Below are 14,490 nucleotides of genomic sequence, written 5' to 3' on the forward strand. Positions count from 1 at the left end.
TGTCAGCCTTGTTATATACCTGTCCAAAACCGGGGGGGCAGCGCAGCGCCGCTGGACAAGCCCTTGAATCCGGGTTTCTATGCCCTTCGAGCGGTACAGGAACGGCTGTCGCTGTGATGGGCAGGGCCTTCCTCCGCCATCCGACGCGCTACATGAGACTGGCGCGCGGATGCAACGGTAACCTTGGGAGGGTACTCGTCATGCAATCTCGTTTTCGCGCCCGTAGTGTATTCGTTTCCAGCGCATCCGCACTTGCCGTTCTTGCCGCTTCACCCGTGTTCGCGCAGGTGACCGAGCAGAACGATTCCGGCATCGAAACCATCATCGTCACCGCCCAACGCCAGGCGGAATCGCTGCAGGATGTGCCGATCGCCGTCAGCGCGTTTTCATCGGATGCGCTGGAGCGCCAGCAGATCGAGAATTCGAGCGACCTTCAGCTTACCCTGCCCAACGTGACCTTCAGCAAGACGAACTTCACGTCTTCTAGCTTCACGATCCGCGGCATCGGCGACCTCTGCGTCGGCGTGACCTGCGACCAGGCAACCGCCATCCACGTGAACGATACGCCGCTGCTGCAAACCCGACTGTTCGAGACGGAGTTCTTCGACCTTGAACGCGTCGAAGTGCTGCGCGGCCCGCAGGGCACGCTGTTTGGACGCAACGCGACCGCCGGCGTCGTGAACGTGATCACCGCGAAGCCCGATCTCGGCAGCTTCGGCGCCGCGGGCGATGCAGAATACGGCAACTTCAATGCCTACAAGCTGAAAGGCATGATCAACCTGCCGATCGGCGAAACGATCGGCATCCGTCTCGCCGGTTTCTATCAGAAGCGCGACGGCTATACGGAAAACGTCTACGACGGCAGCGACATTGACGATCGTGACATGTATGCGATCCGCGGGTCACTGCGCTGGGAGCCGACCGACTCCACAACCATCGATCTGATGGCGTATTACTTCCGCGAGGACGACAACCGGTCTCGCGTCCAGAAACAGAAGTGCCAGCGCGACCCGACCGGCATTCTCGGCTGTCTTCCCGCCAACCTGAAGTTCGAGACGCTGAACGGCAATGCGACGATCGCGGGGCTCCTGACGTCGCAGCAGTTCCTCTCCAGCCAGGGCATCCCGACCGCGTTCGCGCTTGGCAGCATCTATGGCACGGACGTCTATGCAGGCTTCACGAACCCCGCCGACGTCCGCAAGGTGAATACGGATTTCAGGCCGACGTATTTCACGGATGAAGAGCAGTATCAGGCCCGCATCACGCAGGACATCGGTGCGTTCACGGCCCAGCTGACGGGCCTCTATCACGTAAGCCGCGTCGATTCGATGCAGGACTACAACCTCTCCGTGCAGAACCGGGCCGGATATACGCCCGGCCTCACCGCGCTCTATGCAGGCGCGAACGGCCTGATCGCGCTGCCGCCGGGCCTTGCGGGGTATCTCGCTCCCGTCGCGTCCGCGCTCATCCCGAGCGGCCCGGGCGGAGAGCTTTGCACGTCCCAGGCCGAACCGAGCGGAACCGGCAGCTACGGCGGCCACACGGTCTGCGCCATGACGCCGCAGGATTTCGACCGCTCCGTCCAGACCAGCAAGGACTGGTCGATCGAAGGCATCCTCACCAGCAACTTCGATGGCCCGCTCAACTTCCTTGTCGGCGGCATCTATGCGGACCTGAAGCTGAGCGAGAACAGCTACTACGTGAACGCCTTCGGCCTCGACTACGCAACAGGCCTCCTCGGGGCATTCAACTCCTACAGCAACGGCCTGCCCCCGAGCTTCCTGGCAACGCCGTCCTACCGCAACAACACGGATTATTTCCGGCTGAAATCGTACGGCATCTTCGGTGAGGCCTATTACGAGTTCAGCGACCGCGCGAAACTGACGCTCGGCATTCGATACAACAACGACAAGAAACTGGTGCGTGCGCGTACCACCCTGGCCAACTTCCTGGTCCCGCACGGCCTTGATCAGGCCTTCGACTCCCCGTTCGTCGGCCTCTACGACGCTGATCCCGGAATGGCAGGCAACCAGATCATTCAGGAACGCCGGGTGTCGTTCAAGGAATGGACTGGCCGCGCCGTGTTCGACTTCAAGCTCACCGACGACAGCCTGCTCTATGCTTCGTACTCGCGGGGCTATAAATCAGGTGGCATCAACCCGCCGCTGTCGCCGATCTTCGCGGTTTCCGACAGCTTCGAGCCCGAGTTCATCGACGCCTTCGAGATCGGTTCGAAGAACAGCTTCCTTGACGGCTCGCTGCAGCTCAACCTCACGGCGTTCTACTACAAGTACAAGGCTCTGCAGCTGAGCCGTATCGTTGCGCGTACTTCGGTAAACGACAACGTCGATGCCGACATCTACGGCATCGAGGGCGACGCGATCCTGAGCCCAACGCCGGGGCTGCTGTTCAATGTCGGGTTCAGCTACCTGCACACCAAGGTCGCCAGCGACAAATACCTGTCGAACCCGCGCGATCCTTCGGGCGGCCGTTCGGACGTCGTGATCATCAAGGACATCACGAACGCTTCGAACTGCGCGGTGGTGCCCACCACCGCCGGCAATGCCGCGGGCGCCAACGCGTTTGTGAACTACGTGAACGCCAACGTGATCAACCCCAGCATCGTCACCTCGGGCGGGCTGGTTCCAAGAACGCCTTCGCAGCCGAATACCGCACCGCTCGCCGGAACGACGCCGTTCCCATCTGACAGCGGTATCGGCGCAACGGGCGCGTTCAGCATCTGCAGCGTGCTCAACGCAGCGGCCGCTTCGGCCGGCGCGCTGTTCGGCGGCATCTCGGTCGCGCCTTCGGGCGTCGAAGTGAACCTGAAGGGCAACAAGCTGCCGCAGGCGCCGAACTACAAATTCTCGGTGGGCGCCCAGTACACTGCGGACTTCGACAATGGCATGTCGCTCGTTCCGCGCGTTGACCTGACCTATACTGGTGAAAGCTACGGCAGCATCTTCAACGGGCAGGTCAACAAGATCTCGGGCTACGCCCAGATCAACGCCCAGTTGCAGCTGAACGGCGCGAACGACCGCTGGTACATCCGCGGCTTCGTCCAGAACCTTCTGGATAACAGCGCCACGACCGGCCTTTACGTGACCGACGCCTCTTCGGGTCTGTTCACCAACATCTTCACACTGGAGCCGCGCCGCTACGGTGTGGGTGCCGGCTTCAAGTTCTAGAACAGTTTTCGTACCGGGATGTGGGCGGGACTTCGGTTCCGCCCGCGTTTTTTATAAAGGCTTAATTCAGGTTCCACGCTATATCGCGCCCTAAACGGGCGGGGACTCATGCTGAATCAAGGCTTCTACATGACCGAGAAGCGCGCGGTGCGCGCGAAGGGTCCGTTCACCACGGGCCCACTCATCGTCGGCCTTGCGCATTTCATCGTCGCTCTCATCAACATCCGCCTGACGGGCTGGTCTGTCGGCATGGCGACGGTGTGGGCGGCGAACGCGCTGGTGCTCGCCGCGCTGCTCGTCGTACCGACGCGACGCTGGACCGCCTATGTGATTTCGGTCTGGATCGCGGGGTTCGCGGCCAATCTTCTGGGAGGCTACCCCGCCTTCGCCGCCGCGCCCTTCGCCGCGCTCAACATCGCCGAAGCCGCCCTCGCCGCCCTCCTCACCCGGCGTCTGATCGGCGGACCGCTACAGCTCGAACATCCCGACCACCTGCTGAAGTTCATCGGCTCCTCCATCGTCGCCGCTGCATTTTCGGCCTCGCTCAGCGCACCGTTCATGTCGGCGGCTGTCGACGAGGCAATGGGACGAAGCTGGTTGTCGTGGTTCGCGTCCGACACGCTCGGACTCTTGTTGGTAACGCCTATCCTGCTGATCGTTTTCGCGATCTGGTCCGGCAAGCGCTCCTTCCTGCAGGGCCGCAGCGCCGTGGAGGCAGCAGGACTGTTCGCGCTCGTAACAGGTCTCAGCGTCCTCGTTTTTGCGCAGACACACTGGCCGATGCTGTTCCTGCTACTACCGCCGATGCTGCTGACGACCTTCCGCCTGCGTTCGGCAGGTGCCACGGTCGCCATCGTGACCGTCGCGTGCATCGGCTCCTACTTCACAACCATCGGTTCCGGGCCCATCGCGCTGATGCCGGGCGACCTTGCGGACCGAATCTACTTCTTCCAGTTCTTCCTCGCGGTCGCTTTCCTGCCCTCTCTCCCCGTCGCTTCCGTGCTTGACGAGCGCGACGCGCTCGCGGCGATCGCCGAACGGCAAGCCTCCACCGACGAGCTGACCGGAACCGCTTCGCGCCGCATGTTCCTCGCCCGGCTCGAGGCCGCTGGCGAAGCCGCCAATGCCAACGGCACCGCCTTTTCGGTCGCGCTGTTCGATGTCGACCATTTCAAGTCCGTCAACGACCGCTTCGGCCACGACGTCGGCGACGCTGTGCTACGCCACGTCGGCGCGCTCGCGATGGCCATCGTGGGGCGCCACGGACTCGTCGGGCGGCTCGGCGGTGAAGAATTTGCCGTGCTGATGCCGGGCCGCAGCCTCGACCAGGCGGCGGGGCTGTGCGAGGCGCTCCGCAAGGCCTGCTCTGACACCGACGACATGCCGGAGGGCGTCGTGCCGGTCACGATCAGCGTCGGCGTGGCGGCACTCGCGCGCGGCCGGGCGGCCGCAGACGTGCTGAAAGCCGCCGACGCGGCGATGTATCTTGCCAAGTCGAGCGGCCGCGACCGCGTGCAGATCGTCCGCTGAGGACGCGGTCTCTTGTCGCTGCACCGCGCAGTTTCCTTGACATTTTGCGGGGAAACGCCAAAAGCGCGGCGCAAGGCACTCTGTTAACGCCTGCACAAGGTCATTGAATTTGAGCTTTCACGCCCTCGGCCTTTCGGACGAGCTTCTCGCGGCTGTTGAAGACAGCGGCTACACTGAGCCTACCGCCATTCAGCGGCAAGCGATTCCGCTTGTTCTGATGGGCCGCGACATCATCGGCGTTGCGCAGACCGGCACCGGCAAGACCGCCTCTTTCGTGCTGCCGATGATCGACATCCTTGCCCACGGCCGCGGCCGCGCCCGGATGCCACGTTCGCTCATCATCGCGCCGACGCGCGAACTTGCTGATCAGGTGGCGCAGAACTTCCTGAAATACGGCAAGAACCACAATCTTTCGATGGCGCTGCTGATCGGCGGCGTCGGCTTCGGCGATCAGGACAAGGCGCTGGAAAAGGGCGTCGACGTGCTGATCGCGACCCCCGGCCGCCTGCTCGACCAGTTCGAGCGCGGCAAGATTCTGCTGTCGGGCGTCGACATTCTCGTCATCGACGAGGCCGACCGGATGCTCGACATGGGCTTCATTCCCGATGTGGAGCGCATCTGCTCGCTGCTCGGCCCGAACCGGCAAAGCCTGCTGTTCTCCGCCACCATGGCACCGCCCATCAAGAAGCTCGCCGACCGATTCCTGAACGACCCGCGCATGATCGAGGTGGAACGGCAATCGAGCACCAACGCCAACATCGCGCAGTCGCTGCTGATGACCGGCGCGCGCGAGAAGAAGCAGGCGCTGCGCGAACTGCTGCGCGCCGACGAGGTGACGAGCGCGATCGTCTTCTGCAATCGCAAGCGCGACGTGAAGGAACTGGTCGAGTCGCTGAAACGTGACGGCTTCCGCGCGGGGCAGATTCACGGCGACATGGAGCAGCGCGACCGCCTTTCGACGCTCGAGGACTTCAAGGCGGACCGGATCTCGATCCTCGTCGCCTCCGACGTCGCGGCCCGGGGCCTCGACATCAAAGGCGTCAGCCACATTTTCAACTTCGACGTGCCGTTCAACGCCGAAGACTATGTGCACCGCATCGGCCGCACCGGACGCGCGGGCAAGACCGGCATTGCGGTGACGCTGGTAACCTCTGCCGACGTGGACCTCATCGCCGACATCGAGAAACTGATCGGCGCCCGCATCGAGCGTCGCGGCGAGGTGCCGCAGCAGGACGGCAGCGCCAAAAGTGCTGACACGGACGCCGTCAGCGATGCGGAAAAGGACGCCCGCCCGGCAGGCAGCCGTGCGCGGGGCGGAAAACGCGCGCGGGGCGGCGATCGCAAGCCGGAAACGCCGCGCACAGAGCCAGCCCCCAAGGCGGCTCCCAAGGCAGCCACGCGCCCTGCGCGCGAGGAAGACTCCGATGATGGTGGCTGGAACGGCCCCCTTCCCGACTTCCTTTCCGTATCCGCACGCGGCTGATTTTATCTTCCTTTTCGGAAATTTTAACCTGCGCCTGCCATAGCTTGCAACGAATGGGCTGGTCGGTGGTTCTCCGTGCGCCGCAACGGGCATGGAAATCCGCGACTTTGGTCCGAGGGGACATTCGGTGGGCTGTAAATGACGGATTCGAAACAGATCTTCGAAAATATCCGCCAGCACTTGGAGGCTGGGGCCATTTCGCCCACGCCCGCCAACTACGAATTCTGGTATCGTTACGTCACTGGGTCCGATCCTGAACTTCGCGTTGCCGTAGACGCCGTTATGCACACGGTGGGTCGCGTATCGACGCGCGCGATGCACAACATCCGCCGCGAACTCTACGGCGCCTCGATGCCCGCCGATCTCAGCGTTCTGATCGACCAGACGCAGGCACAGCTGAAGCGCATGTCGCACTTCGTTGAGGAAACCGGCGGGGACGCCAAGGATTACAGCCGCACGCTGCGGGAAAGCTCCGACAGCATCAACGCTGCCGCCGACATCGACACACAGCGCGCGCTTCTCGCCGATCTTGTTACCGCCACGGGCGCGATGATCGACAAGACCGAGCGGCTGGAGGCGCAGCTCGCGATTTCCGGCCAGGAGATCAACATCCTGAAGCAGGACCTGGAAACGGCGCGCACGGAAAGCCGCACCGATCCGCTCACCGGACTGTCGAATCGCAAGGCGTTCACCTCGTATCTGGAAGCGCAGGCCGGCCGTGCGCTTGCCGACCGCAAGCCGCTGTGCCTAGCGTTCTGTGACATCGACCATTTCAAGCAGTTCAACGATACGTGGGGCCACCGCATGGGTGACGAGGTGCTGCGCCTCGTCGGACAGAGCCTCGAACAGCTTTCGCACGGCGTCGGCTACCCCGCACGCTTCGGCGGCGAGGAGTTCGTGATCGTGTTGCCGGGCAAGACGCTGCAGGCGGCGCACGACATCTGCGAGCAGATTCGCGACTACATTTCGTCGCGCAGCGTCCGCGCCAAGAACAGCAACAAGGAAGTGGGGCGCATCACCCTGTCGCTCGGCATCTCGCAGCTGCGCTGGAACGACACGGTCGACACACTTGTCGAGCGCGCCGACATGGCGCTCTACCGAGCGAAGGCGACCGGCCGCAACCGCGTGGTGGGCGAGGGCGAGCTCGAAGCCGCCGCTGCGCCCAAGGCGACCGCACACGCCGCCTGACCGGCGCCGAGCCACGTCTCAGCCGTTTCTGAAACGATCCGTCTCTTCGATGAGCTGGTGGAGGATTCCCGGCTCCGAATAGGCATGGCCGGCACCCTCCACGAGATGGAAGGCCGCATCGGGCCACGCCTTGTGAAGCGCCCAGGCATAGCGCGCAGGGCACGGCATGTCGTAGCGGCCATGCACGATCGCGCCCGTAATACCCCGAAGCCGCCCGGCGCTGTTCAGCAGCTGGTTGTCCGCCAGCCAGGCGCCGTGATGGAAATAGTGATTCTCGATGCGCGCGAAGGCGAGCGCGTAGTGGCCGTCGTGGAACGGTGCCGAGAACGACGGATCGGGGAGCAGCGTGATCGTCTCCCCCTCCCACACGCTCCAGGCCTTTGCCGCCGCGAGCTTCGCAGCCTCGTCGTCTCCGGTAAGTAGGCGGCGGTAGGCGCCGATCATGTCGCCCCGCTCCGCCTCCGGTACCGGTGCTATGAAACGCTCCCACTTGTCTGGGAACATCTCCGAAACGCCGAACTGGTAATACCATGCGAGTTCCGGCCGCGTGCACGTGTAGATCCCGCGCAGGATGAGCGCGCTGACGCGTTCGGGGTGGGTTTCTGCATAGGCCAGCCCGAGGGTGGAGCCCCACGAACCGCCGAACACCAACCACTTTTCGGCACCGACCATGACGCGCAGCCGCTCGATATCGGCGACGAGGTGCCAGGTCGTGTTCGCCTCCAGCGACGCATAGGGCAGCGATCGGCCGCAGCCGCGCTGGTCGAACAGCATCACGTCGTAGACATCGGGATCGAACAGACGCCGGTGCGCGGGCGAAATGCCGCCGCCGGGGCCGCCGTGCAGGAACACTGCAGGCTTGCCGCCGGGCTTCCCCGATCGCTCGTAATAGACCTGATGCCCATCGCCCACGTCGAGCAGCCCCGTCTCGTAGGGTTCGATCTCCGGATACAATGTCCTCATCGCCCGCTTCCTTTCGTCTGGCGGGAAGCGATGCCGCATTGCCGGCGCGAGGACAAATGCCTTTAGCGCCAGGGGCGCAGCGGCACCGTGATCGCGCTCGCGGCATCGGCGCCGAGCGATACGCGGAACCGCTCCGGTCCCTGCTCGGGATAACGGCGGAAGACGTCCGCGTCCGCACCGGCAATGGCGACGCGCAGGCGATGGCCTTTGCGGATGAGCGCCGCGGTGGGGTTGAGCGCGAATTCGATGCGCATCGTCTCGCCGGGCATGACGGGAAGCGCATCGGCGCGGCGGAAGCTGTGGGGTGCCGGCCCCTGATCGTAGGGCAGGGTGGCGGGATCGGCGGGCGCGCGGTGGATGGCGCGGAGCTGGCCTTCGGTGATGTACGTCACGCGGCCATCGGGGGCGACGTCTTCGAGATAGACGAAGAAGACCGGATCGGAGGATTGCGCGGCGGCGAAGAGTTCGATCACGGGGGTGCCCGCCACTTCCATGTCCGCATCGAAGGGCGCGGTGTCGAAGACGAGGAGCTTCGCGTCGGCTTCGCGGCGATCGGGGTAGTTGGGCGGTGCGCCGAACTGGGTGGACCAGCGGGTGTTCTGGCCGGTGCCGGCGGTGAAGTTGACGATGTAGTCGACGGTGCCCTTGTTCGCGGGGCGCTGGGGCTGGAGCGTTCCTTTCGCGAAGTAGAAGCGTGTTTCGGTGATGCCGAGGGGCGGCCAGACCCTGGTGTCGCGGAAGGCATCGGCGCCGAGGACGTAGTAGTGGATGTTGCGCGTGACGGGCTTGCGCGCGCGGACGCGGTCCATGAAATCGAAGACGGTTGCGAACTGCGCGTCGCGGGTCGGCACCGGGACGACGCGATCGGGGAAGAAGGGATCGGCGCTGCGGTCGTGGCCGTGGTTGTTGGCGGTGATGACGATCTCGACGGGCGCATCGGGCGTCGAATGGAAGCGCGTGAGCGCCGCCTGCGCCGTGGTCGCATCCATCCACGAGCCCCAGATCATCACCGGCTTGTTTTCGCGGATGAGCCCGGCGAGTTCGCTTGCAGGCGAGAAGTCGAGCATCGAATGGCCGTTGCCGCCCTTGTCGTCGCGGAACGGGGCGTTCACGTAGTCTTCGGGCGTCCAGTGGCGGCGGCCATTGAGCGCCTGCCGCAGCAACGTGAAATCCTTGTCGCTATCGACCGGCTGGATATCCGGGAACAGCCCCGGGCAATCCTCCACCCTCAAACGGCAATCGAGCGCGTCGTTGCGGGGCGAGCGGCCGAGATCGACCTTCAGCGTGTAATTGCCCCACGTGTAGAGTAGGAAATTGTTCTGCACGCCGCCCGGCAGGAAACCCTGCAGATAGGCATCGAAATCCATCTGGCGCGGGACCGAAGCGATGAGCGCGGGCGCGGGGCGGCTGGCGGCGAAATCGGCCGTGTCGGCCATGTAGGAAATACCGTAGCCGATCACGCGCCCATCCGACCATTTGCGCGCGGCGAGATGGGCGATGATCTCGTCCATGTCGGCGCGCTCGTCCGGCCCCATCTCTACGTCGCGCGGGCCGAACGAGGCCGTCGAGCCGCGCGTATCGACGACGGCGACGACGTAACCACGCGCAAGGAACATCTCGATGTCGGTCGGCGCGCCGCCCCTGCGCGCTTCCACGGCGCGGCCGTAGCGCGTCTGAATGAGGATCGTCGTCGCCTTGGCGGCGGGCGGCTTGCCCCCTGGGAAATGCAGGCTGAGCGCGACGCGCACGCCGTCGCGCATCGGGAGATAATAAGACTGATCGCTCCAGCCCGCAGGGCGGGACGCCGGCGCCGGCGCGGCACAGGCGCCGAGCAGGCACAAACCGATGAGTGCGGCCAGACGACGTGCCATCAGAATGCCCTTTCCTTCCGCGTGCGGGCGAATGCCCACATCGCCGCGCCGAGACCTGCCCAGAGCGCGAGAGCAGTGGCTTCGGGCAGGCGTTCGCCCACATTCGCAAGGATCGTCCACGCCGAATAGGTGGCAACCCCCGCGAGCGCGAGCGCCCCCACCCATGCCGCGAACACGGGAAAGCGGCTGCCGCCCGCGCCGCGCCGAAGCGCAAGGCTCGACAGGCAGGCGCCGATGAAGGCGACCGCGAACCCCATCGCGCCGATCTGAACGAGCGGCTCGATGAACGCGCGGCCCATCAGGCCGCCGAGAAGCGCAATGACGCCGACGAACACCACCGCGATCGACGGCGTGCCGTTCTTCGGATGCACGCGCGCAAGGGCTGCGGGCAGCGCGCCGTCCCGCGCGAGCGCATAGAGCAGCCGCGACGCCGCGAACATCGCCGCGTTCCAGGCACTGAGCAGCGCGACGACACCCGCGACGAGCACGATGCGGCCACCCCACGGGCCTGCCACCGCCTCCATCGCTGCCACCACCGGAAGCTCCGCGCCATCGAGCACGCCGCGCGGCGCGGCAAAGGCGGTCGCGGTGATGACCGAGACGTAGAAGAGCGTCGTCAGCAGGATCACCATGCCGAGCAAACCGGCGAGCGCGCGTGCCGCCGGGCGCTCCCGCGCCTCGCCAAGCGCCTGCGGCAGCGCGTTGAAGCCGCAGAACCACGCGGGCACCATGACGAGCACGGCGAGCACGCCGTGCCACGGCGTTTCTGTCGGCAGGAACGCGGGCTGAAGATTGGCAGGCGTGCCGCCCGCAAAACCGATCGCGACGAAGCCGAAGCTGAGCAGCACCTTGCCGACCGTGACCGCCACTTGCACACGCGCCGATTCGCGCGCGCCGAAATGGTTGATCGCGGTGAAGAACAGCGCGCCGCCGATGATGACGGCAAGATCGAGCAAGCGCACCGGCACGCCGACCGCCGTGTAGAGCGTCGGCCCGGTGAAATCCGGCATGAGCACCCCAAGCAGCCACGCCAGCGCCAGCCCTTCGAAGCCGCAGATGCCGACGTAGCCGAGAAGCGCGCTCCAGCCGACGATGAAGCCCCAGCCGCGCCCGAACGCCATCGAGACATAGCCGTATTCACCGTTCGCCTGCGGCGCGCGCGTCGCCGCCTCGGCGTAGCAAAGCGCAACGAGGCCCATCACAGCGCCGCCGATGAGGAACGCGAGCGCCGCGCCGAGCGGCCCCGCGCGCGCGATCCAGCCGCCGGTGACGACGATCCAGCCGACGCCGATCGTCGTGCCCATGCCGATCGCCGCCAGCTGCATGGGCGTGAGCGTGCGGCGAAGGCCGGGCGCACTCATCCGCGCGTTGCCGCGAACAGGCGTTTCAGCGCGGGCTTGTCGATTTTTTCGGTGGGCGTTTTCGGCAATGCATCCAGAAAGACGACGTGCTCCGGCACCATGTAGCGCGCCATGCGGCCTTCGCAGTAGGCGCGCAGTTCGCCGTCCGCGAGCGCGGCGCCGGGACGAAGCACGACCGCCACGGCGACATCCTCCTCGGTTGCCGGGCTCGGCACGCCGAACGCCGCCGCTTCCAACACCGCCGGATGCGTTTCGATGCCGCGCTCGATTTCGAGCGCCGACATGTTTTCGCCGCGACGGCGGATGATGTCCTTCTTCCGGCCCGCGAAATAGAGATTGCCCGATGCGTCCAGCCGCCCGAGATCGCCGGTGTAGTACCAGCCGTCACGGATCAGTTCGGCGTTCACTTCGGGCATACCGAGATAGCCGCTGAACATCAGCGTGGGATCGCGCGGCCGCGTGACGATCTCGCCGACCGCACCGGTGGGCACTGGATTTCCTGCATCATCGAGCAATCGCAATTCGAACTCCGGCGCCACGCGCCCGCAGCTGCCCTTGGGATAGGTTTCGCCGAGATCCTGGAAAACGCAAACGCCGCCTTCGGTGCTGCCGTATCCCTCGTAGAGCGGGAAGCCGAAGCGCGCTTCGAAATCCGCGCGGAATTCGGGCATCGGCAGGCCCCACGCAAGGCGCACGCGATGGTCGCGGTCGCGCGGATCGGGCGCGCGCTGATAGAGGAAGGTGAGCGTCGAGCCCATGAAATCGAACATGGTGGCGTCGAACGTCCGGATGTCGTCCCAGAAGCGCGAGACACTGAATCGCTCGCCGAGCGCGGCCGTCGCGCCGGTGACAAGCGACCCCATCACCGTGCCGATGGTCGCGTCCCAGTGATAAAGCGGGAACGGACAATAGACCACGTCGCTGTCCTTCAGATCGAAGTAGCGCGCGGTGAGCCGCGCCTGCCCGACGAGATAGCCGTGGCTGAGCTGCACGGGCTTCGATACGCCCGTCGAGCCCGACGTGAACTGGATCATGGCGATCGCCGTGCGCGCCACATCGGAGCGGGGCGCAGGCGCCGGCGGAATTTCCTCAAGCGTGCGGAAGCGCACGGGCCCCACATCCTGCGTATCCGCGCTGGAAACGATCACATCGCGCACAGTCGGAAGTTCCGGGAGAACGCCCGCGATCAGATCGACGTAGCGCGGATCAACCAGAACCAATCGCGCCCCCGTCGCATTCAGCGCGGCGACAAGCTGCGCACCCCGGAATTCGGTATTGATCGGCGCCCACACCGCCCCGAGCCGCATGAGCGCAAACCATATCGCAGCCGCCGTGATACCGTTCGGGAAGAAGGTCGGCACGATGTCACCGGGGCGCACACCGGCGGTGTGAAGCCGCCCCGCCGTGGTTTCGGCAAGCGCGCGAAACGCGGCATAGCTGACACGCCCGCTGTGGAAACGCAGAAAGTCCTTGTCGGCACGCGTTTCCGCCTGCGTCTCGAGAAGATTCCAGGCCAGAAGGTCGATGGTCTTCATCACAGCAGCCCGTCTGCGCGGCAATCGTCGAGCGCCTCGATGAACGCGCCGGTCGCGCGGTCGATCATCGCATCGTCGTGTGCGGCGGAAAGGAAATAGACGTGGAAGCTGGGCAACAGGATGCCGCGATCGAGCACGAGCGCGTAGAACGCCTCCTCAGCGGCGCGGTTGCTCGGGTACGTCTCGCGGAAGGACTGGATCGGGCCTTTGCGGAAGTGGAAGCACTGGATCGACGCGGCGTGCATCAGCGTCACGTCCATTTCGTGCGTCTCGCAGTGCGCGGCAACCGCGCCTGCCATGCGCGCACCGCGCGCTTCAAGCGCGGGATAGAGCGTATTCTGGCGCGCCTTCAGCGCTCGCAGTGTCGCCGCGCCCGCGCTCATCGTCAGCGGGTTGCCGTTGAAGGTTCCGCCCGCGAACACACCCGCCGTGCCACCCTTGGCAAACAGGCCCAGAATATCGGCGCGCCCGCAGACCGCGCCGACCGCCGTGCCGCCGCCGATGATCTTGCCGAACGCTGCGAGATCGGGCGTGACGCCGTAATAAACCTGCCCGCCGCCGTAAGCGAGGCGGAAGCCGGTCACCACTTCGTCGAACATCAGGAGCACGCCCGCCTCGTCGCACACCGCCTTGAGGTCGCGCAGATAGGCGCCGTTGTCGAGATGCGGCACGGTGTTCTGAACGGGCTGGATCACGACCAGCGCCAGCGCATCGCGGTGCTTCCGGATCAGGTCGAACGCGGCGGCGTTGCGATAGGGCAGCGCAAGCATCGTCTGGTCTCGCACCGCACCTGGAATGCCGGCGCCCACCGTCTTGGTGCCGGGCGCCGCTTCGGGCGTCGTCGGATCTTCCTGCACCAGTGCATAATCATGCGTGCCGTGATAGCCGCCGCCGAACACCGCGACACGGTCCTTCCCCGTGAACGCACGCGCGAGCCGCATCGCAAACATCGTGGCTTCCGTGCCTGAATTCTGGAAGGCGACTTTCTCCGCGCACGGCACCGCCTCCGCGAGCAGCTCGGCAAGTTCGATCTGGGCGGTCCCTGGAAGGATCGTATGCCAACCCTTGTCGATCTGGCTGTGCATCGCCGCTACGACCTCAGGCGGACGATGGCCGAGGATGAGCGACCCGAAGCCCATCGCGAGATCGAGGTAGGTGTTGCCGTCGACGTCCGTCATCCACGCCCCGTCGCCGCTTTCAATGTAGAGCGGCACCGGCATCGCAAAGGTTGGCACCGCCTCGAGCGCGAGGCGCCGTTTGGCGCGCGGGCGCAGCGCCGCAGACCTCGGCGTGCGTGCGCGCAGCCTTTCGAGCGCCGCAGCTTTGCGAGGCGTGGCATTAGACATCATGTTCTCCGAAGGTGATGGCGCG

The 14,490-nt window shown here is 65.3% G+C and carries 9 protein-coding genes; 4 read left to right on the forward strand and 5 right to left on the reverse strand.

Features of this window, described 5'->3' with window-relative positions:
• The first annotated feature begins 200 nt into the window (after window positions 1-200).
• The 4 genes from AAC014_RS02615 to AAC014_RS02630 all read left to right on the forward strand — a co-directional run bounded on the left by AAC014_RS02615 (window position 201) and on the right by AAC014_RS02630 (window position 7,389).
• A complete protein-coding gene (locus tag AAC014_RS02615) occupies window positions 201-3,188 on the forward strand; it encodes a TonB-dependent receptor (protein WP_339703795.1) in 2,988 nt (995 codons plus the stop codon).
• A 108-nt stretch (window positions 3,189-3,296) separates the two neighbouring features.
• A complete protein-coding gene (locus tag AAC014_RS02620; protein WP_339703796.1) occupies window positions 3,297-4,718 on the forward strand; it encodes a diguanylate cyclase in 1,422 nt (473 codons plus the stop codon).
• Between the two features lie 109 nt (window positions 4,719-4,827).
• Window positions 4,828-6,201, forward strand: coding sequence for a DEAD/DEAH box helicase (locus tag AAC014_RS02625; RefSeq protein ID WP_339703797.1), 1,374 nt, complete (start codon window positions 4,828-4,830; stop codon window positions 6,199-6,201).
• Between the two features lie 138 nt (window positions 6,202-6,339).
• Window positions 6,340-7,389 (forward strand): GGDEF domain-containing protein, encoded by a 1,050-nt coding sequence (locus AAC014_RS02630; RefSeq protein ID WP_339703798.1) that lies wholly within the window; start codon window positions 6,340-6,342, stop codon window positions 7,387-7,389.
• 18 nt (window positions 7,390-7,407) lie between these two features.
• On the opposite strand, the gene pip is transcribed toward AAC014_RS02630, so the two are convergent.
• From pip to AAC014_RS02655, 5 genes are all read right to left on the reverse strand, one after another.
• The gene (gene pip / locus AAC014_RS02635; RefSeq protein ID WP_339703799.1) at window positions 7,408-8,352 is read right to left on the reverse strand and encodes a prolyl aminopeptidase; all 945 of its coding nucleotides are present in this window, start codon (window positions 8,350-8,352) and stop codon (window positions 7,408-7,410) included.
• 62 nt (window positions 8,353-8,414) lie between these two features.
• Window positions 8,415-10,223, reverse strand: coding sequence for a CocE/NonD family hydrolase (locus AAC014_RS02640; RefSeq protein ID WP_339703800.1), 1,809 nt, complete (start codon window positions 10,221-10,223; stop codon window positions 8,415-8,417).
• Complete coding sequence (locus tag AAC014_RS02645) at window positions 10,223-11,584, reverse strand: amino acid permease (protein WP_339703801.1); 1,362 nt, start codon at window positions 11,582-11,584, stop codon at window positions 10,223-10,225. The genes AAC014_RS02640 and AAC014_RS02645 overlap by 1 nt, the downstream gene beginning before the upstream one ends.
• Window positions 11,581-13,119: an AMP-binding protein gene (locus tag AAC014_RS02650; RefSeq protein ID WP_339703802.1), complete on the reverse strand. Its 1,539-nt coding sequence runs from the start codon at window positions 13,117-13,119 to the stop codon at window positions 11,581-11,583. Before AAC014_RS02650 ends, AAC014_RS02645 begins: the two co-directional genes overlap by 4 nt.
• On the reverse strand, window positions 13,119-14,465 hold the full coding sequence (locus AAC014_RS02655; RefSeq protein WP_339703803.1) for an aspartate aminotransferase family protein: 1,347 nt from the start codon (window positions 14,463-14,465) through the stop codon (window positions 13,119-13,121). Before AAC014_RS02655 ends, AAC014_RS02650 begins: the two co-directional genes overlap by 1 nt.
• Window positions 14,466-14,490 lie beyond the last annotated feature (25 nt).

Origin of the sequence: uncultured Sphingosinicella sp., assembly GCF_963974575.1 — a bacterium.
Classification (GTDB): domain Bacteria; phylum Pseudomonadota; class Alphaproteobacteria; order Sphingomonadales; family Sphingomonadaceae; genus Sphingosinicella.